The 25,057-nt window shown below is 43.9% G+C and carries 22 protein-coding genes; 12 read left to right on the forward strand and 10 right to left on the reverse strand.

What is annotated here, in order from left to right; all coding sequences use genetic code 11:
• Positions 1–33: 33 nt before the first annotated feature.
• From ACO6S0_RS16140 to ACO6S0_RS16155, 4 genes are read left to right on the forward strand one after another with little or no spacing between them, the layout of a single operon-like run.
• Entirely contained in the window at positions 34–1,140 is a 1,107-nt protein-coding gene (locus tag ACO6S0_RS16140; RefSeq protein WP_422349341.1) for a Gfo/Idh/MocA family protein, read from the forward strand.
• Positions 1,141–1,173: 33 nt separating this feature from the next.
• Complete coding sequence (locus ACO6S0_RS16145; RefSeq protein WP_422349342.1) at positions 1,174–3,237, forward strand: TonB-dependent receptor family protein; 2,064 nt, start codon at positions 1,174–1,176, stop codon at positions 3,235–3,237.
• 28 nt (positions 3,238–3,265) lie between these two features.
• On the forward strand, positions 3,266–3,784 hold the full coding sequence (locus tag ACO6S0_RS16150) for a Crp/Fnr family transcriptional regulator (RefSeq protein WP_422349343.1): 519 nt from the start codon (positions 3,266–3,268) through the stop codon (positions 3,782–3,784).
• 54 nt (positions 3,785–3,838) lie between these two features.
• Positions 3,839–4,246 carry a hypothetical protein gene (locus ACO6S0_RS16155; RefSeq protein WP_422349344.1) on the forward strand — a complete coding sequence of 136 codons (408 nt, stop codon included), beginning with the start codon at positions 3,839–3,841 and terminating at the stop codon, positions 4,244–4,246.
• 113 nt (positions 4,247–4,359) lie between these two features.
• Here ACO6S0_RS16155 and ACO6S0_RS16160 read toward each other — a convergent pair whose 3' ends face one another.
• Entirely contained in the window at positions 4,360–5,106 is a 747-nt protein-coding gene (locus ACO6S0_RS16160) for an NIPSNAP family protein (protein WP_422349345.1), read from the reverse strand.
• A 161-nt stretch (positions 5,107–5,267) separates the two neighbouring features.
• On the opposite strand from ACO6S0_RS16160, the gene ACO6S0_RS16165 reads away from it, so the two are divergent.
• Both ACO6S0_RS16165 and ACO6S0_RS16170 read left to right on the forward strand, forming a co-directional pair.
• The gene (locus tag ACO6S0_RS16165) at positions 5,268–6,899 is read left to right on the forward strand and encodes a sulfatase (RefSeq protein WP_422349346.1); all 1,632 of its coding nucleotides are present in this window, start codon (positions 5,268–5,270) and stop codon (positions 6,897–6,899) included.
• Between the two features lie 112 nt (positions 6,900–7,011).
• Positions 7,012–7,974: a hypothetical protein gene (locus ACO6S0_RS16170; protein WP_422349347.1), complete on the forward strand. Its 963-nt coding sequence runs from the start codon at positions 7,012–7,014 to the stop codon at positions 7,972–7,974.
• Positions 7,975–8,000: 26 nt separating this feature from the next.
• Here the strand turns inward: ACO6S0_RS16170 and ACO6S0_RS16175 are convergent, their stop codons facing one another.
• Entirely contained in the window at positions 8,001–8,165 is a 165-nt protein-coding gene (locus ACO6S0_RS16175; protein WP_422349348.1) for a hypothetical protein, read from the reverse strand.
• Positions 8,166–8,343: 178 nt separating this feature from the next.
• On the opposite strand from ACO6S0_RS16175, the gene dinD reads away from it, so the two are divergent.
• Positions 8,344–9,183: a DNA damage-inducible protein D gene (dinD, locus tag ACO6S0_RS16180; RefSeq protein ID WP_422349349.1), complete on the forward strand. Its 840-nt coding sequence runs from the start codon at positions 8,344–8,346 to the stop codon at positions 9,181–9,183.
• Between the two features lie 66 nt (positions 9,184–9,249).
• Here the strand turns inward: dinD and ACO6S0_RS16185 are convergent, their stop codons facing one another.
• On the reverse strand, positions 9,250–11,064 hold the full coding sequence (locus ACO6S0_RS16185) for an FG-GAP-like repeat-containing protein (protein ID WP_422349350.1): 1,815 nt from the start codon (positions 11,062–11,064) through the stop codon (positions 9,250–9,252).
• A gap of 233 nt (positions 11,065–11,297) precedes the next feature.
• Here ACO6S0_RS16185 and ACO6S0_RS16190 point away from each other — a divergent pair, with 233 nt between their 5' ends.
• The gene (locus ACO6S0_RS16190) at positions 11,298–12,965 is read left to right on the forward strand and encodes a formate--tetrahydrofolate ligase (protein ID WP_422349351.1); all 1,668 of its coding nucleotides are present in this window, start codon (positions 11,298–11,300) and stop codon (positions 12,963–12,965) included.
• Between the two features lie 146 nt (positions 12,966–13,111).
• Here the strand turns inward: ACO6S0_RS16190 and ACO6S0_RS16195 are convergent, their stop codons facing one another.
• Positions 13,112–14,653, reverse strand: coding sequence for a glycine--tRNA ligase (locus ACO6S0_RS16195; protein WP_422349352.1), 1,542 nt, complete (start codon positions 14,651–14,653; stop codon positions 13,112–13,114).
• A gap of 35 nt (positions 14,654–14,688) precedes the next feature.
• Positions 14,689–15,585, reverse strand: coding sequence for a hypothetical protein (locus tag ACO6S0_RS16200; protein ID WP_422349353.1), 897 nt, complete (start codon positions 15,583–15,585; stop codon positions 14,689–14,691).
• Between the two features lie 48 nt (positions 15,586–15,633).
• Here ACO6S0_RS16200 and ACO6S0_RS16205 point away from each other — a divergent pair, with 48 nt between their 5' ends.
• Together ACO6S0_RS16205 and ACO6S0_RS16210 are read left to right on the forward strand one after the other, a co-directional pair.
• Entirely contained in the window at positions 15,634–16,323 is a 690-nt protein-coding gene (locus ACO6S0_RS16205) for a ComF family protein (protein WP_422349354.1), read from the forward strand.
• 70 nt (positions 16,324–16,393) lie between these two features.
• The gene (locus ACO6S0_RS16210; RefSeq protein ID WP_422349355.1) at positions 16,394–18,013 is read left to right on the forward strand and encodes an Ig-like domain-containing protein; all 1,620 of its coding nucleotides are present in this window, start codon (positions 16,394–16,396) and stop codon (positions 18,011–18,013) included.
• On the opposite strand, the gene ACO6S0_RS16215 is transcribed toward ACO6S0_RS16210, so the two are convergent.
• From ACO6S0_RS16215 to katG, 4 genes are all read right to left on the reverse strand, one after another.
• Positions 18,000–18,773 carry an amidohydrolase gene (locus tag ACO6S0_RS16215; RefSeq protein ID WP_422349356.1) on the reverse strand — a complete coding sequence of 258 codons (774 nt, stop codon included), beginning with the start codon at positions 18,771–18,773 and terminating at the stop codon, positions 18,000–18,002. The two genes, ACO6S0_RS16210 and ACO6S0_RS16215, sit on opposite strands and share 14 nt — an antisense overlap.
• A 5-nt stretch (positions 18,774–18,778) precedes the next feature.
• Entirely contained in the window at positions 18,779–19,402 is a 624-nt protein-coding gene (locus ACO6S0_RS16220) for an NUDIX hydrolase (protein WP_422349357.1), read from the reverse strand.
• 10 nt (positions 19,403–19,412) lie between these two features.
• A complete protein-coding gene (locus tag ACO6S0_RS16225; protein ID WP_422349358.1) occupies positions 19,413–19,892 on the reverse strand; it encodes an ankyrin repeat domain-containing protein in 480 nt (159 codons plus the stop codon).
• Between the two features lie 92 nt (positions 19,893–19,984).
• Positions 19,985–22,201 (reverse strand): catalase/peroxidase HPI, encoded by a 2,217-nt coding sequence (gene katG / locus ACO6S0_RS16230; protein ID WP_422349359.1) that lies wholly within the window; start codon positions 22,199–22,201, stop codon positions 19,985–19,987.
• A 318-nt stretch (positions 22,202–22,519) separates the two neighbouring features.
• Between katG and ACO6S0_RS16235 the strand changes: the two genes are divergently transcribed.
• Together ACO6S0_RS16235 and ACO6S0_RS16240 are read left to right on the forward strand one after the other, a co-directional pair.
• Positions 22,520–23,134, forward strand: coding sequence for a DinB family protein (locus tag ACO6S0_RS16235; protein WP_422349360.1), 615 nt, complete (start codon positions 22,520–22,522; stop codon positions 23,132–23,134).
• An 87-nt stretch (positions 23,135–23,221) separates the two neighbouring features.
• Positions 23,222–23,752 carry a hypothetical protein gene (locus ACO6S0_RS16240; RefSeq protein ID WP_422349361.1) on the forward strand — a complete coding sequence of 177 codons (531 nt, stop codon included), beginning with the start codon at positions 23,222–23,224 and terminating at the stop codon, positions 23,750–23,752.
• On the opposite strand, the gene ACO6S0_RS16245 is transcribed toward ACO6S0_RS16240, so the two are convergent.
• Positions 23,749–25,005 carry a DUF5689 domain-containing protein gene (locus ACO6S0_RS16245; protein ID WP_422349362.1) on the reverse strand — a complete coding sequence of 419 codons (1,257 nt, stop codon included), beginning with the start codon at positions 25,003–25,005 and terminating at the stop codon, positions 23,749–23,751. The genes ACO6S0_RS16240 and ACO6S0_RS16245 overlap by 4 nt on opposite strands.
• Between the last annotated feature and the right edge of the window lie 52 nt (positions 25,006–25,057).

Raw genomic sequence — 25,057 nt, forward strand, 5'->3', positions numbered from 1 at the left:
TTATTTTTATAAGATCAAAGTCCAATACAACCCATGCTCCGTACTACACTTGTTTTTATCTTTTCCATTTTATTGTCTTTTTCCTCCTCGTTTGCCCAAGAACAACCCTTAAGGGTTGGGGTAGCAGGTCTTACCCATACCCATGTGCACTGGATTTTGGGAAGGGAAGACAAAGGTGATATCCAATTAGTGGGTATGGTAGAACCCAACAAGGACTTGGCCCAACGGTATGCCGACCAATATGGCTATTCCATGGATTTGGTGTTTGACACTTTGGAAGAGATGATTGCTGCCACACAACCAGAGGCTGTAACTGCCTTCGGAACAATCTATAATCATTTAGAGGTGGTACAGGTCTGCGCGCCCAAAGGCATTCATGTGATGGTGGAGAAACCCATGGCAGTGAGCTTGGACCATGCCAAAAAAATGGCAGCTTTGGCCCAAAAGCATAACATCCAACTTCTCACCAATTATGAAACTACTTGGTATCCAACCAACCACAAGGCCAAGGAACTGCTGGAACAGGGAAAGGTGGGCGATTTAAGAAAAGTCATCGTACGTGATGGCCACAGGGGTCCGGCCAAATTGGGGATCAACCAAGAATTTCTGGATTGGTTGTTTGATCCCGTGGAAAATGGCGGTGGTGCTATTATGGATTTTGGTTGTTATGGAGCCAATCTTATGACGTGGCTTCGCAACGGGGAACGACCCAATACCGTTACCGCAGTGACCCAACAGCTACAACCCGAAAACAATCCCAAAGTGGATGACGATGCTACCATTATCCTTACCTATGACGATGCCCAGGCCATTTTGGAACCTTCTTGGAACTGGCCCATGGGACGCAAGGACATGGAAGTTTACGGACTAACAGGAGCCATCTATGCCGATAACCGAAACACCCTTCGCATCCGCATGGCGGAAGGCTATGATGGCTATACGGAAGAGACCCTAATTTTGGAAGAACGTCCAACTCCCTACAACGACCCGTTTGCATTACTTGAAGCTGTAGTCCGAAATAAAATCAAGCTGCCACGCCATAATTTGTACTCCATAGAAAACAACCTGGTGGTCATGGAAATCTTGGATGCGGCGCGGAAAAGTGCCAAAAAGGGAAAGACCATCACCCTAAAAAAGTAAAATCATCAATCGCTATTTCAACTCAGCCCATTCATGAAAAAAATTCCTTCGCTCCTCCTCGGTCTTCTGGCAATTACCGCCAGTGCCCAACAGACCCCACAGGATTCCATTACCCAATTGGATGAAATCATACTGCTGGAAGATGTGGTTGCCAAACGAGCCGTTGGTATTACGGAATCATCCACCTTGGGGCCTTCCACTTTTGAAAAATTCAATCCTATCGATATTGCTTCCGCAATTAACCAGGTATCCGGGGTGTATATCCTATCAGGAGCTTTGAACACCAACCGAATTACCATTCGTGGGGTAGGTGCCCGGACCTTGTTCGGGACAGACAAGCTTCGCTTATATTTTAACGGCATTCCCGTGACCAACGGTACAGGTTCCTCTACCATTGAAGCTTTCGATTTTGAAAATTTAGGTTCCATGGAGGTTATCAAAGGACCCAAAGGCACCTCATTCGGGGCCAATTTGGGCGGAGCCATTTTGTTGGATACCAAATCAGCTTTTGAAAATGAAACCCGATTGACCAACAGCTTCACTGTTGGATCTTACAGCATGGTCAAGGACAATCTAATTTTTCAGCATGCGGATGAAAAATTGGAGCTTAGCTTTAGCTACAATCATTTTAAAACAGATGGGTACCGGCAGAACAACAACTTTGAACGTGACGGGTTTTTGTTGGCATCAGAGATAAATCTCAGCACCAAAAGTAGTTTGGGCATTTTGATAAACTACATTGACTATACGGCCCAGATTCCAAGTTCCATCAACCAAAGTGATTTTGATGAAGACCCCACCCGTGCTGCCGGAAATTGGTTGGCCGCTCAAGGTTTTGAGGCCAACAAATATTCTTTGATAGGCCTCTCCTATACCCAAGAGTTTACCGAAAATTTCAGGAACACCACCAGCATTTTTTACACCTATCTGGATCATTACGAGCCACGGCCCTTCAATATTCTGGACGAATTCACCAATGGTTTTGGATTGCGAAGCCAGTTTCAGGGAGGAAATCTGTTCACTGGTGAATATAGTTTTGGCCTTGAACTGTACAAGGACGAATATCATTGGGGTACTTTTCAAAACCTTTTCGGGGACAACAACGGCAATGGGAGTCTGCAAGGAGATCGTTTAAGCCAAAACCGTGAATTCCGTGATCAATTGAACCTGTTTGGCACCTTTACCCTTCCCCTATCCAATGCTTTGTATGCCCAAGCGGGCCTGAACCTCAACAGCACAAATTACGATTTCAGGGATTTATTCAATACGGGAGCTGCCAATACTTCCGCCGAAAGGGATTTTGATGCCATTTTGTTGCCCAGTTTGGGATTAAAGTACCAATTGAAAAAAGGATGGTTATATGCCAATGTGAGTCGAGGATTTTCCAATCCCAGTTTGGAGGAAACCTTGACGCCAAACGGTGTCATCAATCCTGATATTGCCCAGGAAACCGGTATGAACTATGAATTGGGTGGCAAGCTCACTTTTTTAAAGCCCAAACTCTACTTCAACTTTGCGCTCTATAGAATGAACATCAACAATCTGTTGGTGGCACAGCGCACAGGAGAGGATCAGTTTATTGGAAGGAATGCAGGGGAAACCCGCCATCAAGGTTTGGAACTGGATGCTAAATATGTACTGCCACTTTGTGAAGGCCTACAACTCTCTCCCTACATAAGCTATACCCTTAACGATCATAGTTTTGTGGATTTTGTGGATGAGGACAACGATTATTCGGGAAATCCATTGACCGGGGTGCCCAAACATCGCATTAGCTCTGGCTTAGATCTGCAGCATGCCAATGGTCTGCAACTCAATCTGACGCATCAATTTGTGGATGAGATTCCGCTAAGGGACAGCAACTCACTCAACAGCGAATCCTTCAACGTTTTGCATGCAAAACTTGCCTATCAGACCAGTCTGTCTAACCACCTTTCCTTGGGATTAAATGCAGGGGTCAACAATCTTTTTGATACCAACTATGCCCAAAGTGTTTTGATCAACGCCTCTAGTTTTGGAGGTGCACCACCGCGTTATTTTTATCCAGGTAACGGCCGCAATGTGTATGGAGGTGTCCGATTGGGGTATCTTTTCTAATTTTATGAACCGCCTAAGCCGGTTCAAAATGAATTTAAGCGATTCCTTACATAGCACCGAATTCCTAAAAAAAGAAGCCTATTTTCTGGAGCATGGAAAGTTGTGTGTGAAGATTGGCAAGATTGAAAAGGGAGTGCTCCGGGGGTTTGTGTACGATAGTGAAGGTGATGAGATTACCACGCATTTTTACCAAGAAGGCGATATGGTAGTGGGGAGTTTTTTGCCCAACACCCAAATGACCATGTCCATTCAGGCCATGGAGGACTGTCAAATCTCCATTGCCAACTATGCCGAAGTGATGTCCTATGTGAACAAGGACAGGGAAATTACGGAGATCATTACCAGAGAGTTTCAGAAACTGAACCATCAGTTGCAGTCACGGTTGGTGTCACTTTTAAACTTGACCTCCCTGGAAAAATACAAACGATTCTTAAAAGATTATCCCGGATTGCTCAATCGAATCCCGCATTACCACATTGCCAACTATCTGGGCATCACGCCTACGCAATTGAGTAGGGCCAGAAAACAGTTTTCTCAACAAATGTAAACGGGAAAGAACGGCTTTGTTCCTTGCTTTGTATTCTAATTGCAACATACAATTATGAATACTGAGCTATCGGATAATGAATTTGAAATAGTCTTTGGGAATTGTGAAGTACCTCCTTCCCAATTTAATCATGAAGCCCATTTGCGGTTGGCATGGATCCATATTAAAAAATACGGTCTCGAAACCGCCATTGGAAATGTTTGTGCCCAGCTTGGCACCTATGTGCAACATCTTGGGGCAACGGATAAATACAATGTTACGCTAACGGTAGCTTCGGTAAAGATGGTCAGTCATTTCATGGGTACATCCAATTCGGACAATTTTCCAGATTTTATGTTGGAGTTTCCCCAACTCAAGAACGGTTTTAAGGAGTTGCTGGGGGCACATTATTCCATGGACATTTTTAACTCCAAAGAAGCCAAGAAAAAGTATGTGGAACCCGACCTGTTGCCTTTCGACTAAAAGCAAGGACAATCTTGTTTGCGGATTGAATGGGGTGACCAGGCTTCGCCTTAAACACAAAAAACCCTAATTTATAGGGACTTTTTTGCTTCGCTTTGTGTCCCCGCATCGGTCTAGAGTTGGGAATACGGTAGCGGTTTTAAAAACACCCGGATAATATCGCTCATCGAATTGGCATATTCCTCCACTTTTATGATTCGTTGCCATTCGGGGTGAGCAATAAACTTGGACCAGCCTTCGGCATGGGCTTCCTTATCCTTTAAGGCCAGCATATAGGTCAAACAAGGCATCTGTCCCCCCGCCATATTTACCCCAAAGAACACCATGGGGAGCCCTGCATCCGCAAAAATGGGAAACTCGGCATCATTGAACATCTTTACTTTGCGTCGCAGATCATCCTCATTGGCACTGGTATAAATTCGCAACTCAAAAAGGTTGGATGTGTCATCGGGTTTCACCAAATTGGGAAAGCCTGTGGAGGATCGAATCAAGCTCGTGGAAATTCGTTTGTAGGGTACGGCATCTCCCGCTACCAAATAATCATGGGCATCTTTCTTGTATTGTTCGTCTTGAGCCAGGGCATCCTGGCTATCTTGAAACGTCTGGATGTTGGCATAGGCCACCAACAAATAGATCTTCTTGGGCAAAGCATCCCCAGCTTCTTCAAAAGCCCCAACATTTTGGATTCCTTGTCGGTTGAGGGCCGGGATAAGGGCATCCTTAAAATAATTATGCAGCACATCCGAAGATTTAAAAAACTCCAACTCGTAAGTTCGGAATTCATATACCTCTTCTTGGGCATTGCTAAATTGAAACTGAACCAGAAGAAAAATAAGGAAGCAAAACACTTTGGCTTTCATGATTGTTGGGTTTGATGGGTTAGAACAAGCAATTGATTTCTAACAAGATACTAAAATGTTCGTTGCCAAGTGTTCCCCAGTCGGCTTTGTCCGCACCAGTGGATAAAATCTTACATTGTTGAACCTAAAAGTTATATTTGGATATCTAACCCCGTTGCATCATGCTATTACGATTAAAAAGCTCGCTGACCCTATTTATTTTGATCTTGATATGGGCCTGCAATACCAAACCTAAGGACAAGACCGAAGCAACTACCCCTCCACCCAATATTTTGTGGTTGGTGGTGGAGGATATGGGGCCTTATATCCCACCTTTTGGGGATTCTACCGTGGTAACCCCCAACCTCAGCAAATTGGCTTCCGAAGGGATTCGTTATACCCACCTCTTTTCCCCATCTGGGGTTTGTGCGCCCAGCCGGGCGGCCATAGCAACGGGCATGTACCCTACAAGTATTGGGGCCAGCCATATGCGCACCCATTCCTATACCGAAGTAACTGGATTACCAGCCTACGAAGCCGTTCCCCCTGCGGAGGTAAGAATGCTGAGTGAACAATTGCGAAATGTGGGCTACTTCTGTACCAACAATGCCAAAAACGATTATCAATTTAAAGCGCCCGTGACCGCTTGGGATCAAAATGGCAAAGATGGCCACTGGAGAAACCGAGCTCCTGGGCAGCCTTTTTACTCCATTTTTAATCTTGGGGTCACCCATGAATCTGGGCTTTTTGAACCTTACGAAAGGGAAGAAGTCATCCCCAAGGACACTCCATTCCCCATTCCACCCTATTTGCCCGACACCGAAGTGGTGCGCCGCGACCTTTGGAAAATGTACAACAACATTGCCCTGATGGATCGTCAGGTAGGCAAAATTTTGGGTCAATTGGAGGAAGACGGACTTATGGACAACACCATCATCTTTTTCTATGCCGATCATGGCGGGCCTTTACCACGACAAAAAAGATTGGTGTATGATTCCGGGCTGAACGTACCCATGATCGTGCGTTTCCCGGACAAAAAGAAGGCCGGAACCATAGACGACCAACTGATAAGTTTTATAGATTTTGTACCTACGGTACTCAGCATGGCCGGACAAACCCCACCCGATTATTTGCAAGGCCAAACTTTTTTGGGAGATGAGCAGCAAAGACAATACATCCACGGAGCGGCAGACCGATTTGACGGCGTAACCGACGCCATCCGCGCGGTGCGTGACAACCGCTATAAATATGTACGAAACTACAGACCCCAACAGGGTAACTACTTGCCCAACCAGTACCGGGAGCGCATCCCAAGCATGCAGGAACTCTTGCGTATGCGGGACAATGGAACCCTCAACGAAGTGCAGTCCATTTGGTTTGCGGAAAGCAAGCCCAAAGAAGAACTCTACGATTGCGCAAACGACCCCCATGAGATCAACAACTTGGCGGGCCAACCCGAATATACCCAAAAACTCCAGGAGCTAAGTACAGAAATGGACCGTTGGCTAACCGAGATTGGCGACCATCCCAACCTACCCGAACGGGAGCTGATCGCCCAGCTTTGGCAAGGTGCAGAGGAACAACCTGTGACCCAAAAGCCTGTGGTGCTCCAAGTGGACAGCGAAATTAGCCTAGAATGCCCCACCCACGGAGCCAGTATTGGCTACCGAACCATAGTACAAGATAGTATTCCCTCTCCATGGCACGTTTATAATGGCCCCTTTATCGTGGAAAATGGCACCCAACTGGAAATTATGGCACATCGAATAGGGTTTAAGGCGAGTGAAGTGGTGGAGTTTCAGGTGTCTTTTTAGTTAAAGAATCCCATTTGATACAGATATCCATCACGTTCTACAGTGTCTATAACCTATATTTGGAATGTAAAGATGCATCTTACATCGTTATAAACCAGTTACAAACCAACTAATGAGAAGCCTGTACCTCATATTATTTTTAGTGGCAACCATTTTGTCCTGTAATACAAAAACTAATAAAAAGGGAACAATAATTTATGGGAAAATTAATTCAGCTGAATCAGGGACAGTTTATCTAAATGAAATTGATCATTTTGACAACTTGAACGAGAATTTCACCATCGATTCAACGGCAATTTCAAAAAATGGAGCGTTTAAATTCAAAAGACATAATCTAAACTCAAAATTGGTTTCAATTTCAACGGAAAAATTCAAACCATTTACCTATCAAATATATAGCACAGCACCACAAACCTATTTTTTTGGAAATTGTGAAAAATTCTTCACATCGATTCCTACTTTTTACATTTCAAATGAGGAGACCATCAACATAAATTGGACGGAAACTAAAAGTATCGATTCTATAAGTAGTCCGGATAACTCTGGTGCTTTGCAAGTCAAATTGAGGGACTTTTATTTAAACTCAAATAGAATCGGCAAAGGCAAATTGGATTATGATGTAAAATCTGACTATAAGACCTATTGGGAGCAAATGCTCATTGAGAGGGATTTAGATCTGAAAGCGGTTGATCGGAACAACATCAAAACAGAGAACAGTTTCGACAATTATGTTTACTCTGAAATTTATCTGGGGCATTTGAACAAATATTTAAACTGGTTCGAGCAAAACTTTCCCGATCAAGTGGAAAGCCTTATTAAAAATCCAGAATCCGATAAGTTCTATTCGAATATTTTCCAAGAATATAACATGCACCAATGGAATTCCAAAAGTCTTGAATATTATAAGTTCACTGAACGTTACCTAAATTACCATATGAACATCCGGGGTAAATCTTTTGAGAATTATTACAAGTCTACCCAAGACAAAAGAAGAGTGGCGGAAACGATTTTGAGTGGAAAAAATAAACAACGCTATTTGAAATTGATTGACCTACGTATGAATAATGATTTGTGACAATGGTTAAGCTCATTATGGTTTGATTACCTCAAAACCTCTCCCAACGCCCGTAGCAAATCTGCCGAACTTCGAATCTCTCGCGGGGTAAAAACCTCTTCCTCCAGATAGTGTAACATAAAAACAAGCTCGTCCAACTTCTGCGCCATACGCTCGGCGGATCCGTAACCATCTTTTATCAAATTATTCAATTGTTCAATTTGGGACTCTTTTAGCATACAGCTAATGTACTAATGTGAAAATTCCCTCACCACTACTAATTAGTAGCTTTTTAATTTTCAGCGAAGGTTTTAATTAGTGCCCCCTTCTTTTGCTATCTTGTATGGGCCCGTGGCATCCCCAAATCTATTAACCTAATCAAATGGCAACATGAAAGCAGAAGTAATCAAATCACTGTCCAACAATTTTGAGGGCCACTCCCAAACCACGGAGAATGGCATTGAGTTTTGGTTTGCAAGGGACTTGCAACACCTTTTGGGATACACCAAATGGGACAACTTTAACAAAGTAATCAACAAGGCAAAAATGTCCTGCGAAGCAGCAGGAAATGACATTCCGGACCATTTTGCTGACGTCGGGAAAATGGTGCAACTCGGCTCTGGCAGCGAAAGGGAAATCAATGATATCATGCTCACCCGTTATGCCTGTTACCTCATTGCCCAAAACGGAGATTCCCGCAAGGAACAAATTGCATTCGCTCAGAACTACTTTGCCATCCAGACCAGAAAATTGGAGGTCATTGAGCAACGCATCAAAGATTGGGAGCGTTTGCAAGCCAGGCAAAAGCTCAGTTTATCCGAAAAAGAACTATCAGAGCTTATCTATGAACAAACCGGAAACAATAAAAACTTTGGAATCATTCGAAGCAAAGGAGATCAAGCGTTGTTCGGGAAAAGCACCCAACAAATGAAGGACAAACTTGGGGTTCCAAAAAATAGGGCTTTGGCCGATTTTCTACCCACTATAACCATCAAGGCCAAGGATTTTGCCACTGAAATAACCGTTTTCAACACCAAAGACAAAAACCTTGAAAGTGAAAGACAGATTTCAGCCGAACACATAACCAACAATAGGTCTGTTCGCAAAATCATGCTGCAAAGAGGTATTAAACCAGAAGAACTCCCAGCGGAAGAAGACGTGAAAAAACTGGAACGCAGAGTGGGTTCCGAAACCAAAAAACTGGACAATAATCCGGAAAAGCTGAAATAGTACAACCCCATTTTTTAGCTGACAAAGCTTACTTTAAACAAAAACAGGAAAAACGAGCCCAAAAGGCTAAAGCCTAATGTGCTTGGTCTCCACCACTTTATTCCCCACTTCCAATTTAATCAAATAGAGTCCGCTGGGGAGTCCTGCCAAATCCAACATAGGCGCGGTGGCAGCAATGGTCTGGCTTTTCAGTTTAACCCCGCTCATGCTAAACACATGGGCAACGGCAAAGGATCCACCAAAATCGGCACAGAGGTCTACCAATCTGTCCGTGGAAGGGTTGGGTAAAATGACCAAGGGTCGACCTTTGCACGGGGGCTCCTCGGATAGTTCTTCAAAGGCCAATTCCTCATTATCCTCTTCTTCTATGGGATCATTTTGTGGAAGTTCTTCTTCAACAGGGTCTTCTTCCTCCTGTTCAATGGCATTGCTCCCTTCCACCACGGTCATAGCCTGGTTGATGTCCACATTTTCAATCCGGTCCACAATGCCGCTCAACCATTTTACTTGAACGTAGTCTATGGCTGTGGCATCTCCCAAACCAAAAAATTCATAACTGGAGTTTTGCCCCAAATAGCCTTCACCGCAAACCGTATATCGGTACTGGGGCATGCCATTGGCAAAGACCTCAATGGTGCTGCCAATCCCCTCCTTGTTGCTGGTGGTGCCTTCCAACTTTACCTTAAGCCAGTTGTTATTATTAGTAGTGGTATTCTTCCAAAGGAAGTTGTCCTCCGTATCGTTGAGCACAATAATATCCGGATAGCCATCATTGTCCACATCGCCTTTGGCATTGGCAAAACTGATACGGTTGTCGTTCTCAAAACCGATGCCTTCGGGAATCTCAAAAGTCCCTCCGATATTTTCATAAAAGGCCGAGGGCAATTGTTCATTTTCGCCTACCCGCATACCGCTTACGTATAGATCAAGATCGGTATCATTATCAGCATCCAAGAAAACAGCGCCCCAGGCAATGCTGAAAAAAACGGTTCCCAATTCCGTAGCCACATTGGTAAAGGTGCCATCGCCATTGTTCCGTAAATGGTAGTTCCCCGCAGAGGTATTGGTAACATAAATATCCAACCAACCATCGTAATTGTAATCTTCAATGGTGGTGGACATGGCATCTATGGCAATTCCCGCCCCACTGGAGATGGAAACATCCTCAAAGGTTAGGTTGCCCCGATTGCGGTACAAGCGGTTGATGTTGTTGATCTTATCATTGGCCACATAAATGTCCTGCAAGCCATCGTTATCGTAATCAAAAAAGGAGGCACAGAACGAAAGTTCGTTGTCCAAAACAATCCCAGCCGATTCGGTTATATCAATAAATACCCCATTTTCATTGACATAAAGGTAGTTGTGCTGGTCAAAGGTGGTCTCATCCCTGTTGGAGATAAATACATCCAGGTCCCCATCGTTATCAATGTCACCAAATGTAGCCCCGTAGGTGTAGAGGTTGTCGGTGAAAAGACCACAGGTTTCAGACACATCCGTAAAGTTCATGTTTCCGTCATTCACGTAAAACTTGTTCAGGCCTGTGATGCTGGTAGCCAAGAAATCCTTGTCGCCATCATTGTCATAGTCCACCCACAGTACCTGTTTGGTCTCGTAGGTATTATCTATGCCGAGGTCAACTTCGGAAAAAGTTCCTCCATTGTTTTTGAAAAAGTACAACTGCTGGTCCAAGGTGGAAGAATAGGTGATATCATCCCATCCATCCCCATCAAAATCATGGAAAGAAAGTCCCCCGCCATAAAAGCTGAAACCATAGGTGCGATCCACGCCCAAAGCCGCCGCACTTTCCTCAAACGAAAGTTGGCCCTGAACGCCATATGAACACAACAAAAGAAGAACGAGTAAAGTTCGAATCAAAGCCATCAATCTAACTATTTAAAAATAAGGAATTTATGGAATTATCAAAATCGATGTATTTACTGACGGGCACCTCATCTTTTTCAGAGATCGAAATCATAAAACTCTGTTTTCACACTGAGAATTAATCTTTCTTTTAAGCCATTGAAGCTTCCTATTTTCTTCTATGTTTATAGTATCTTGTAAAACGCAAATAGGAACACCTTTCCGTTTGCCTGACTAACGAAAAACAGCTAGCTATGACCGATTTGGAAATCGCCAAAGGCGTTACCCTACAACCTATTTCCAGCATTGCCGAAAAATTTGGAGTGGATCCAAACAACATTGAAATGTATGGGAAATACAAGGCCAAACTCCCCTTACAAGCCATTGATAAAGCAAAAGTGGAACAGAGTAACCTCATCTTGGTCTCCGCCATTTCCCCAACTCCGGCCGGAGAGGGGAAAACTACCATGTCCATTGGGCTTACAGAGGGATTAAACCGTTTGGGCAAAAAGACTACTGTTGTGCTTAGGGAACCGTCTTTGGGACCGGTATTTGGCATTAAAGGAGGGGCCACGGGAGGTGGGTATTCCCAAGTATTGCCCATGGAGGACATCAATCTTCACTTTACTGGGGATTTTGCGGCCATTGAAAAAGCGCATAACCTCTTGGCGGCGGTCATAGACAACAACATCCAAAGCAAGACCCGATCTCTGCGCATTGATCCCCGAACCATAGGATGGAAACGGGTAATGGATATGAACGATCGTGCGCTGCGGGACATCATTGTAGGTCTGGGGGGAACTACTTCTGGGGTGCCTCGGGAAACGGGATTTGATATTACCGCAGCTTCCGAAATCATGGCTATTCTTTGCCTGGCGGAAAACCTTAGCGACCTCAAAAAGCGATTGGGGAACATTTTTGTGGGCTATACTTTTGATAAAGAGCCTATTTACGCCAAGGATTTGAAAGCCGAAGGTGCCATGACGGCCTTGCTCAAAGACGCTATCAAACCCAATTTGGTCCAGACTATGGAAGGAAATCCGGCCATTATCCATGGCGGACCTTTTGCCAATATTGCCCAAGGCACCAATTCGGTCATTGCAACACGAATGGGTATGTCGCACTCGGAATACACCGTGACCGAAGCTGGTTTTGGTTTTGATCTTGGTGCGGAAAAATTCTTTGACATTAAGTGCCAAAGTGCAGGATTGAAACCAAAGGCCGTTGTGCTTACCGCAACCATCAGGGCCTTAAAATACCATGGGGGCGCAGACCTAAAATCATTGACGGAACCCAATGTGGAAGCCCTGAAAAAAGGATTGCCCAACTTGGAAAAACATTTGGAAAACATCGCCAAATTCAATGTGGTGCCAGTGATTGCCATTAATAAATTCGTGACCGATACGGACGAAGAAATTGCGGTGATCAAGGAGTTAGCCGAATCCAAAGGCATAGGTGTGGCTTTGGCCGAGGTTTGGGCCAAAGGAGGAGAAGGTGCCGAAGCACTGGCACAACATGTTATTGATGTGGTGGAATCCAAAGCATCTGACTTTAAACCTCTTTACGATTGGAGTTCCCCTGTCATGGACAAAATAGCAACCATTGCCACTGAAATTTACGGTGCAGAGCATGTGGATTATACCCCCCGGGCCAAAGCACATCTGCGGAAAATTGCCAACCTGGGCCTGGACCAGCTGCCAGTGTGCATTGCCAAGACCCAAAAATCCTTATCGGACAATCCCCAACTTCTAGGTAGGCCCAAAGATTTTATCATCACCGTGAGAGAAATTGAAATTGCGGTCGGTGCCGGCTTTTTGGTTCCCATAACGGGAGACATCATGCGTATGCCCGGATTACCTGCAACACCTTCTTCCGAGGGAATTGACGTGAACGACGACGGGGAGATAACAGGTCTTTTTTAATTAAAATGAAGTCTCTTCGAGCCTACCTTTGTCGGCAGACAGGCTCTTACGAGAGGTCTTAGAAATCCAATTGTTCAAATAGGTCTCGACTGCGCTCGACCTGACCCCTCGATCAGACTTCCGAATCTGACGGTACGGTTTTCAATTTAGATTTTCTGCAACCAGTAGCGCATGTCCACCTCCTTGGAGATGATCTCCTTAACCTCGGATAGTTTTACCCGTTGTTGTTCCATGGTATCCCTATGGCGGATGGTCACCGTATCGTCTTCCAAAGTTTGGTGATCTACCGTAACACAGAAAGGTGTTCCCGCGGCATCCTGTCTTCTGTAACGACGGCCTACGGCATCTTTTTCGTCATAGATTACATTAAAGTCCCATTTAAGTTCATCTATCAACTTATGGGCAACTTCAGGCAGGCCATCGCGCTTCAACAGCGGTAATACTGCAGCTTTGGTGGGAGCCAAAACTGCAGGGATTTTGAGTACTGTTCTGGTTGTTCCATTTTCCAGTTCCTCTTCCTGGAGTGAGTTGGAGAACACGGCCAGGAACATACGGTCCAATCCAATGGAAGTTTCCAACACATAGGGGACATAACTTTTGTTTTCCTCCGGGTCGAAGTACTGTAATTTTTTACCTGAGTATTCTTCGTGTTGGCTCAAATCAAAATCTGTACGGGAGTGGATTCCTTCCAACTCTTTGAAACCAAATGGGAATTTGAATTCGATATCAGCAGCAGCATCCGCATAGTGGGCCAGTTTGTCATGATCATGGAAACGATAGTTCTCCTCACCCATACCCAGGGAAAGATGCCATCTCAATCTTTTTTCCTTCCATTTGTCATACCACTCCTGTTGGGTTCCCGGCTTGATGAAATACTGCATTTCCATTTGTTCAAACTCCCGCATTCGGAAAATGAACTGACGGGCTACAATCTCATTTCTAAAGGCCTTTCCTGTTTGGGCAATCCCAAAAGGAATCTTCATCCGTCCAGTTTTTTGCACGTTGAGGAAGTTCACAAAAATCCCCTGGGCGGTCTCTGGTCTTAGGTACAGGTCCATGGCAGAATCTGCAGAAGCTCCCAATTTGGTGCCGAACATTAAGTTGAACTGCTTTACATCTGTCCAATTTTTGGAACCTGAAACGGGGCAAACAATGCCCAAATCCAAGATCAGTTGCTTGAAACCCTCTAGGTCTCCCTTTTCCTGAACCTCAGCCAGTCGGGCACTTATTTCATCTATTTCTTTTTGACGACGTAACACATTAGGGTTGGTTTCCCTGAATTGCTGCTCATCAAAGGCATCTCCAAAACGCTTTTTGGCTTTGTTGACATCCTTAAGAATTTTGTCATTTATCTTCTCCCTGTGCTCCTCTACCAAAACATCTGCACGGTATCTTTTTTTGGAATCTTTGTTGTCAATCAAGGGATCGTTGAAGGCATCTACGTGCCCAGAAGCCTTCCAGGTAGTGGGGTGCATAAAAATGGCGGCATCAATACCCACAATGTTATCATTGAGCTGTACCATGGCCTGCCACCAGTACTCCCTAATGTTCTTTTTTAACTCAACCCCATTTTGTGCATAGTCATATACCGCACTCAGGCCATCATAAATCTCACTGGATTGGAACACATACCCATACTCCTTGGCATGGGAGATTACCTTCTTAAAAACGTCTTCTTGTTTTGCCATGCGGCAAAAATAGAACTTTACCTAAAAAACAAGGGTTATTTCAACTGAAATTCGGCAGAGGCCAGAAGTCTTTCGTCCTCAAACACGTTAAGGGTATAAATTCCTTCGGAAAGTGAGCCTTCAGGAACGGTGATGGCATCACAAATACTGATCTCTTTTCCCGTATACGGAATCTCTACTTTTTTGCTGTAGGTGTTACCACTGACTGAAATGGTATTGGCATTATCCTCAATAATGGACATATTGGGATCAAGGAACTGAAGGTACAACACCCTAACGTTCCCCGTTTCGTTGGGATCAGCGGTTACGGTGACACAGCCCCTTAATTTTTCTATGGTAGAGGCCTTATTGGTCTTTAACGGTCTTCCGGCCCTAAGTCGGAATCCACTGCCTTCGGCATCCTGAAGTTTTAGGTAGCTTTTGATTTTAAGTTCCCGTGCAAGCTCCCTATTGGTCTCCCGCAAAAGCGATTCGGCTTTTTCCATGTTGCTGGCCCTGCCACGAAGTTCGTCCAACTGTTTTTGGGTCTCTTCGTACCTATCGGCCAATAAGCTATTGTTATAGCGAAGGAAATTGTTCTTGAGTTTTAGGCTATCAAATTTGACTTCCAACATTCGCAGTTCCTTTCGGGTTTCTTTCAGCTTCATAATGCTAAAATTCAACCGACCTACGGAATCCAATAATTGTTGTACTCGGAAACGAGAAGTCTGCAGTTCAATTTCACTCACTTCATTCAATCCAGATAGACGGTCCACCTCAGCTTTCATCAAAGTAAGATCTTTGACCAAAAGTGACTTTTCCTGTTCCAAAAAGTTCATTTGGTTCTTGGATTGTGCATAGCTATAGTAAAAAGCTATGAGAATACCCACGATTACTGCAAGCAGTGCAGCAAAGATAATCTTGTAGTTGAAATTGTTATCTTGGGCATCCATGAGGTTAATTGGCTACTATAACGCGTATAAGATTTGATCCCTAAAAGGTTGGCTAAGATACTAAACGAGATTCACAACATACTATTGCCAATGGTATGTTTTGGATGTAATGCGCATTTATCCAGAGGAGAAAGCGTGTTATGTACCGTTTGTCGACATGAGGTGCCACTCACCGATTACAACTTTGGCGATGAAAACCCAGTAGACCGCATTTTTTATGGACGAATCCCTATAAATAAAGCGGCTTCCTTTATGTTTTTCCAGAAAAATGGTATTGTCAAGAACATCTTGCACCACTTAAAGTACAAAAATCAAGAGCAAATTGGTGCGTTTTTAGGCGAGTGGTATGGCTCTATCGTTCAACATGAATCTACTTTGAAGGATGTTGATGCCGTGGTTCCCGTTCCCTTGCATGTCAAAAAACAAAAGAAAAGGGGGTACAACCAAGTAGCACTCTTTGCGGAGAAAATAGCAGCTTCCATCAATGCCAGATACAGGGACGATATCTTGGTCAGAAGCATCAACACCAAAACCCAAACAAAAAAGGACAGGCAGCTCCGCTGGGAGAACACCAAAGATGTTTTTCAGTTGACACCCAAGGCCAAGGAATCCATAAAACATGTGCTTCTGGTTGACGATGTGATTACTACGGGAGCCACTTTGGAAGCCTGTGCCCAAACCCTATCCAAAATGGGGCCAATTAAAATATCGGTGCTGAGCATGGCCGTGGTTCCCTAGAGGTTAAAATTTATTAAGGCGTGTTTTCCTTTTTCAAATTAGTTGTTTCTTTGTCCCACACTAGTTTTAGATGCGGTACCTTAAAAAACTATTGAGTCTTTCTTTTTTGTTGCTGATGGTTATGGCCCTTTGGCACTGTGCAAAACGAGGCAATCCGTCCGGGGGACCCAAAGATTTGACTCCGCCCCAATTAATACGCACCGAACCGGAGAATTTTACCACGGAATTCAAGGCTGATAAAATCCGTCTGTACTTTGATGAGCTCATCAAATTGGAGGATGTACAAAACCAATTGATCGTGTCCCCACCTCTTAAATACCCCCCAGAAATCAGACCTTTGGGAGGAGCAAATAAGTACATCGAGGTGATTATAAAGGACACCCTTCAGGAAAATACCACCTATACGTTGAACTTTGGTCAAAGTATAGTGGACAACAATGAAGGAAACCCCAACAGTTTTCTATCCTATGTTTTCTCTACCGGCACCTATATTGATTCCCTTTCTCTTTCTGGAGCTGTAAAGGACGCCTTTAACCGAAGGGCCGATCAGTTTGTAAGCGTTATGTTGTATGAGATTGATACCGCCTATACCGATTCCACCATTTATAAAACAGTGCCAAATTACATCACCAATACGTTGGACAGTCTTCCCTTTTTTGAACTGAAAAATCTAAAGGCTGGAAAATATGCTCTTGTGGCCGTCAAAGATGTAAACAAGAACAACATGTTTAACCAACGGCAGGATAAAATTGGCTTTCTATACCATACCATTACTGTACCCACAGATTCCGTTTATCTGTTGAACCTATTTTTGGAAGAACCGGATTACAGTGCTTCCGTGCCGAGTTATGTCGCCAAAAACCATATCCTATTTGGTTATCAAGGGGATCACAGGGATATCAAAATTGAGAGTTTAACCGAACTTGCCGATTCCGTCCAAACCCTGATTCTGAAGGATCGCGAAAAAGACACTTTGGATTTTTGGATCACTCCCACGGATTTGGACTCCATCATATTTACCGTAAGCAATGAAAAGATGCAAAAGGTGGACACTTTTACGGTAAAAACAAGAAATTTGCCCTTGGATTCGCTCAAACTTAGCACTTCCATTGGCCGCCAATTCAATTTTGAGGATACGTTTAGCATATTGGCCAGTACACCCATAGCTGCTTTGGATTCCAATCAGATTGCACTATTTATAAGTGATTCCATCAATGCGCCATTTACTTATTCCTTGGACTCCATCAAGAACAAGGTGGATTTTGATTTTGCCTTGGAACCCAACCAAAACTATTCCTTTGAAATCATGCCCGGTGCCATCACAGATTTTTTTGGTATCCAGAACGATACCCTCAATTACCGATTTTCAACGGGAAGCTACGCTGATTATGGAAACCTGCGTTTGAATGTAGGTGGGGCCGTTCGTTACCCCATGATTGCCCAATTGACCGACGACCGCGGCAATATGCTACGGGAACTTTTTGCAGAGCAGCCCAAGACTTTCGAATTCAAAAACTTGGATCCAGGGCAGTACAACATTAGAGTGATTTTTGATGACAATGGAAATGGCAAATGGGACACCGGTAGTTATCTGAAGAAGATTCAACCTGAAAGAGTCAGCTACTATCCTGATCCCATTGACGTTCGCGCCAATTGGGAATTGGAACAGACCTTTATTATTTCAAACTAAAATTGTCTCGGTCTTCCAAGAATTTAAGTTTGTTTCTATAGGTTGCAATGTGTTCTCTCTCCAACTCCACATAGAGGATTTCTTCCTTTTCGGAAAACGCCAAAGTATTTCCAAGCACATCATACACACCGGAATGTCCAGAATATTCGTAACCTAGATCATCCACTCCTATGCGATTAACCCCAATGCAGTATGACATATTCTCTATGGCGCGTGCTTTTAGCAGGGCGTCCCAAGCTGTAATTCTTGGCTTGGGCCAATTAGCTACATAGATTAAAACGTCATAGGCTTCCGTATTTCGTGCCCAAACCGGAAAACGAAGATCGTAACATATCAAAGGACAAATACGAAATCCCTTGAAGTCTATCACCAATCGCTCAGTTCCTGCGGTATACACTTTGTCCTCTCCTGCCAAAGTAAAGGTGTGTTTTTTGTCGTATTGATACATGTGCCCATCAGGGTGCGCAAAAATCAACCGATTGTAGTTTTGATAGTTTTCATGGAAAACCAAACTTCCCATAACTGCAGCATTAGACATTTTGGCCAAATCCTGCATCCAACTTATCGTTTTGGTTCCTTCTGAGGGGTGTATGTTTTGGGGAGACATGGTAAAGCCCGATGTAAACATCTCCGGTAGCACAATGAGGTCCAAATTATCTTGGATTGTTTCAATTTTTTGGCTCAACATCGTCCTATTGGCCTCGGGATTTTCCCAATGCAACGGCGTCTGGATCAGGGCTACTTTTAGCTTTTCAGACATAAGTGTCAATCAAAATAAACATCGGTTTGCGAAGATTTTGCCAGTTGGAAGAGATGTTTTAACTGGCTTTCCAAAATGCGCTCCTGTGAAAGCTCTGGGAGTTGATCCAGAGGAAAAAACCCAGCATCAAGCATGTCAAATCCCGCCTGTAGCTCTCCGCCTGTTATTCTACACAGAAATATCAGTTTATAGATGTAGTAAGGTTCTGGAGGATGGGGGTGTACCTGCTTATCGTAAACACCCAAAAAGCGAACAACCTCTGTCTTTAACCCAGTCTCTTCCTCAATTTCCTTGACGGCAATTTCGGACGGGGTAATACCAATATCGGCCCAACCTCCGGGAATGGTCCATTTACCATCCACACTTTCCTTGGCCATCAAAATTTCGTCCTTTTCATTCAAGACAAAACCCCTAACATCTACCTTGGGCGTGGGATAATCCTGCTGGGGCATAAAAAAGTCCTGCATTACTTCCATGGGTTCATCAGCAACAAATGCCATCAATTTTAAACTGATGTTCTTAAGTTCCTCATAACGTTCCTTATCGTAGTCGTCCTGGGTAAACACCAAGCCAGCTTCTGCCAAGGCCTTTATCCGTTTGATGAGGTTAAGCTGTTCCTTTGAATCCATATGGCATTGACTAAGTTTTTGATTCCAATAATTTTATCAAATCTTCATTTTCCTGCATTTTGGCTTGATCCAATGCAGTGTTTCCCCTTCCATCTTTAACGTCAATATTGGCTCCATATTGGATAAGCAATTGTGCCATATCCAATCTATTAAAGGTAACGGCATAAATTAGGCCAGTGGCTCCCATGCTATTTACATGGTCCACATTGGCGCCCGATTTGATCAGCAGTTCAGCTAAATCCGTATATCCTTTAAAACAAACGCCCAATAAGGCGGTGTTGCCCGATCCATCCGTGGCATCTATACTGGCGCCTTGGGCCAAAAGTAATTCTGTAATTTCCTTTTGATTGTAGTATGTGGCCAAAATTAATGGGGTAGACCCCCTTTCATCTTTGGTTTCCAAGAGGGTTAGGTCATTTTTCAACAATGCGGAAACGGCAACCTTATCGCCATTTCTTACCGCATTGAAAAGCTCTTCTATCTTGCTCATTTGATCAATTAAAATTATAAAAAAACTGCCACAACCCTGGTGGGTGTGACAGTCTTTTGGGTTTAATTTTCCTTTTCTATTGAAGACCTTTCTTACGCAAGGTCAAATCGGTCCAAGTTCATGACTTTGTTCCATGCGGAAACAAAATCGCCCACAAATTTCCCTTGGGCATCGCTACTTCCATAAACTTCGGCAATGGCTCTTAGCTCTGTGTTGGATCCAAAAATAAGATCCACCCTGGTCCCGGTCCACTTCAAATTCCCGGTCTTGCGGTCATGTCCTTCAAACACCTCATCGTCATCAGAAGTTGCAGACCATGTGGTATTCAAATCCAAAAGATTAACAAAGAAATCGTTGGTCAAGGTTTCTGAACGATTGGTGAACACCCCATGATGGGATTTATCAGCATTGGTATCCAAGACCCGCATTCCGCCGACCAATACCGTCATTTCAGGAACGGTTAGGGTAAGCAATTGGGCTTTATCAACCAATAATTCTTCTGATTTCACGGAGTACTTTCCTTTTAAATAGTTTCTAAAACCATCCGCTACTGGCTCCAGGACCTCAAAAGATTCTGCATCTGTCTGTTCGGCAGAAGCATCGGTTCTACCGGGGGTAAAAGGTACGGTTATGTCATGGCCTGCATTCTTGGCCGCTTTTTCAACAGCCGCACAACCTCCAAGAACGATCAAGTCAGCCAGGGAAACTTTTTTTCCAAAGTCATTCTTGATATTTTCCAAGGTTTCCAAAACTTTGGACAACTGGGCTGGGTTGTTTACTGCCCAGTCCTTTTGTGGTGCCAAACGGATTCGTGCCCCATTGGCTCCTCCTCGGTAATCTGATCCTCTAAAAGTAGACGCAGATGCCCAAGCTGTGGATACCAATTGGGTAATAGACAACCCAGAGTCAAGAATCCTGGATTTCAATTCCGCGATATCTCCATCATTGATCAAATCGTGATCAACGGCAGGAACAGGATCTTGCCAAATCAATTCCTCGCTGGGTGCATCCGAGCCCAAATAACGACTTACCGGTCCCATATCGCGATGCGTCAGTTTAAACCATGCTCGTGCATAAGCGTCGGCAAATTCCTCTGGATTTTCCAAAAAGTGTTTGGAGATTTTCCCGTATTCTGGATCCATACGCAACGATAAATCCGTTGTCAGCATAAAAGGCGCATGTTTTTTCTCTGGATTATGTGCATCTGGAATAGTTCCGGCTCCGGCTCCATCTTTAGGTTTCCATTGATGGGCTCCAGCAGGGCTTTTGGTCAATTCCCATTCGTAGGCATAAAGATTTTCCAAAAACTTATGGCTCCATTGAACAGGGGTATCCGTCCAGGCTCCTTCAATACCACTGGTGATGGTATCGCTTCCTTTTCCAGAACCAAAGTTGTTCTTCCAGCCCATGCTCTGCATTTCAATAGAGGCCCCAGCAGGTTCAGCTTCCACATATTCGGCATCGCTGGCAGCTCCATGCGTCTTTCCAAACGTATGTCCCCCGGCTATCAAAGCCACGGTTTCATAATCGTTCATTGCCATTCTGCCAAAGGTTTCCCTTATGTCATGCGCAGCAGCAATAGGGTCAGGGTTCCCATTGGGTCCTTCTGGATTTACATAGATCAATCCCATATGGGCAGCACCCAATTGCTTTTCCAGCTCTCCGTCCTCATTATACCTTGCTTTGTTGCCCAACCATTCGGCTTCAGAACCCCAATAAATATCTTCTTCTGGTTGCCAAATATCTTCGCGGCCACCAGCAAACCCAAACATTTTCAGTCCCATGGATTCATGGGCAACGTTTCCTGCCAAGATCAAAAGATCGGCCCAAGAAATTTTCTTGCCGTATTTCTGCTTAACAGGCCATAATAATAATCTGGCTTTGTCCAAATTGGCATTGTCTGGCCAACTGTTCAAGGGTGCAAATCGTTGTGAACCCGTTCCACCTCCACCGCGGCCATCAGCAATACGATAAGTCCCGGCTGCATGCCAAGCCATTCGAATAAAGAATGGGCCATAATGGCCATAATCTGCCGGCCACCAGTCTTGGCTATCCGTCATTAGGTCGGTAAGGTCTTTTTTAACAGCTTCCAAATCCAAGGATTTGAACTCGGTGGCATAGTCAAAATCCTTATCCATGGGATCCGCCAGATTGGAGTGCTGGCGAAGGATGTTTAAATTAAGTTGGTTGGGCCACCAATCGCGATTGGTGGTTCCCCCTCCAGCTCCTTGTTTCAGCGTTCCGTTAAGAAATGGACACATGCCCTCGTCCATTCCATTTCCTGCTGAACTAGCTAATTCTTTGCTCATGATAGTATGTTGTTTTAATGTGATTTTTTAACCTTCATAAAGATAGGAAATCTGCTTTCCAAAGAATAGATAATTCATATTAAAATACTATTAAAACATAAGTATTATCTATTTATACTTATTTGATATTTTTCTTCCCAATTTCCCAATTTAGACCACATTTTGGCAGAAATGACCCCTTAAGCGGCGAAAATTTACATTATTTTTGAATTAATCCTGTTAACTCCGGATGACATATGTTCATAAAGATGTCCAATTGGATTATCTTTAAACGTCCATATAACATAGGTGCTTACAGTAATCTAAAATCCATCACACATGAAAAAATTGATTTTGCCTTTAGTTGCGCTGATATTATTTAGCTTCAGTGCTGATACCAATAAACTTTCCAACGATGATCGGAAGAAAGTGATTAAACACCTTAAGGAAACTCGGGATCAAATGTCCAAAGTTTTGAAAGGGTTGAGCCAGGCTCAATTAGCCTTTAAACCGGAAGAAGGTGCTTGGTCCATTGCAGATTGCGTGGAGCACCTGACCATTTCAGAAAATGCTTTTGGGGGACTTATCCAAAAAACTGTGGCCGCTGGCCCCAACCCTGCTTTGAAGGACTCCGTAAAAATGAATGACGAACAGCTCATGGGAATCATCTTAGATCGTTCCAACAAGGTGAAAACCGCCGAACCTTTTGAGCCTTCTGGGAAATTTGGAACCCCCGCGGAAACCTTACAGGCCTTTATGGATAAAAGGGAAGAGCACATCTCCTATATGGAAAGCACAGAAGATGACCTAAGAAATCTTTACAGTAGCGATTTACCCTTTGGAACCATTGACGGGGTTCAGCTGATTCTGTTTATGTCCGGCCATACAGAACGACATGTCAACCAAATGAAGGAGGTGATGGCGCATAAGCTTTTCCCTTCCAATGTGGATTGATTCAATGTTTAACAATTATTGGCAAACCCCTTCCTCTTTGGACGGGGTTTATTTTTTAATTTTGATTGGATAAAAAAGAACAGGAACATGAAACTATTTAAATCCTTTGCCTTGGTGGCCCTTATGCTCTTCGCATTTACCGCTACAGCCCAAAATAAAAAAGACCGTAAGATCATCAATGATGCCAAACGGGCCAAAAAAACCCTTTTGAAAGCCGATAGGGGTCTACAGCGATTCTTTGACAATTCTGCCGGCTACGTGCTTTTCCCCAACGTGGGCAAAGGTGGATTTATAATTGGAGGTGCTTCTGGAAATGGTGCTGTTTATGAAAATGGAGAAGTAGTAGGTATGGCCAATCTGAAAAAATTGAACGTGGGATTTCAAGCCGGTGGACAGGCCATTATTGAGATTATCTTTTTTGAAACCGCGGTTGACCTGGAACGTTTTAAAGAAGGAAAATTCCAATTTGCTGCGGAAACCAGTGCGGTTGCCCTGAAATCTGGAATTGCCTTTAATGCCAAATATAAGGATGGTGTTGCCGTGTTTGCCCTGCCCAAAGCTGGCCTTATGGCCGATGCTTCTGTTGGAGGGCAGAAGTTTGGGTATAAGCCTTTTTAGTTAAACTGGCCAGGGGTATAATCTCCTGGGGCATTTTGAGGTTGGTTTATGGTCCCGGCCCCTCCAGAGTCGTTATGGATGATCCATTCCGTAAAGTTGTAAATGGGGTTTCCTTGGGTTACTTCTGGCTTGCGAAGTGCCCTGCCATCTTCAAATTCGTGATTGGTGCCTGAGCCATCTTCGCCCACCACGCCAAAGACGTCAATTATGCTTCCGAAGGGATCCACAAGCTCAAGATTGTCATCTCCATTGGAATCTGCAGGGCTATTGGTAGAAACGCTCAAGTCAGGAGGGAAACCATAAACCAGTCCAAATTCTTCTGCATTGGGGGAAATTATAAGGGTGCTTTTCGCTGCTATGGTATAACCTGATAACTCAACAGAGGAACTTACCTCTGTTTTTTCATTGGTGTATCTGCGTAAGGTCCACAAATTCAAATCCAGTGGCTCACTGGACGAGTTGTACAATTCCACAAAACGGGCACCCGTATTATTATCTGGATCTGCCAATTCCGAAATGAAAATATTCTTGGATGTAAACTCGGTTATGATCTCTGGACACCGGTCGTTGGTAAAATCCAAATCTGTGGTATCCCTAATAACCAACTGATACTTTGTGCCCTCTTTTTTCAAAATCCCAGTGATACTTCCCTTGCCTTCTGGAAGCTGCACTTCCTGGAAATCGGCATAGCCGCTGGTCAATAACTCTATTTTGTTTTCCTCACAATCTTGGAGAGCTCGGATGGTCTCCTCTTGGGGTTCGGCATAGTTTAGGCCAAGTTCTTCTTCACCAAATTCCACATCATTCAATTTGATCAGGGTATTTAACCCAGCCTGATCTAACTGCGAAATAGTCATTGGAAAGGGTTCGACCAGCCCATTTTCATCACATGTAGCTATAAGATGGTCTTGAACTTTTAAAGCGGGTAATCGCCCTACGGAAACATTGCCAAAGGAAGTAAACGAGCTGCCAAGCCTCAAGGTTTCACCACTCTTTCCAAAAAACAATCCTTTTAGCTTGACAAGCACTTTAGTGCCAAGCGGGTAATATAGGTGCGCAGGACTTAGTTCCGCTTCCAAAAGAAGCCCCTTTGTGGGATTCTTGGTCTTATCTTGTAGATATACCTCATTGAAGAAGTTACCTGCTTCATCTGAAGAGATGACATAACCCTCAATGATCAAATCCTCTTGTATCTGAAATGTTTCATCAGAATACATCTCTTCCAATTCCTGAAACGTTGTGTTGGCAGACATAACTTTATCACAGTTCGGTTGTGGTACTTCGAAATTGGTATTCGGAACACAG

The organism is Flagellimonas sp. (genome assembly GCF_965233845.1).
Taxonomy (GTDB): domain Bacteria; phylum Bacteroidota; class Bacteroidia; order Flavobacteriales; family Flavobacteriaceae; genus Flagellimonas.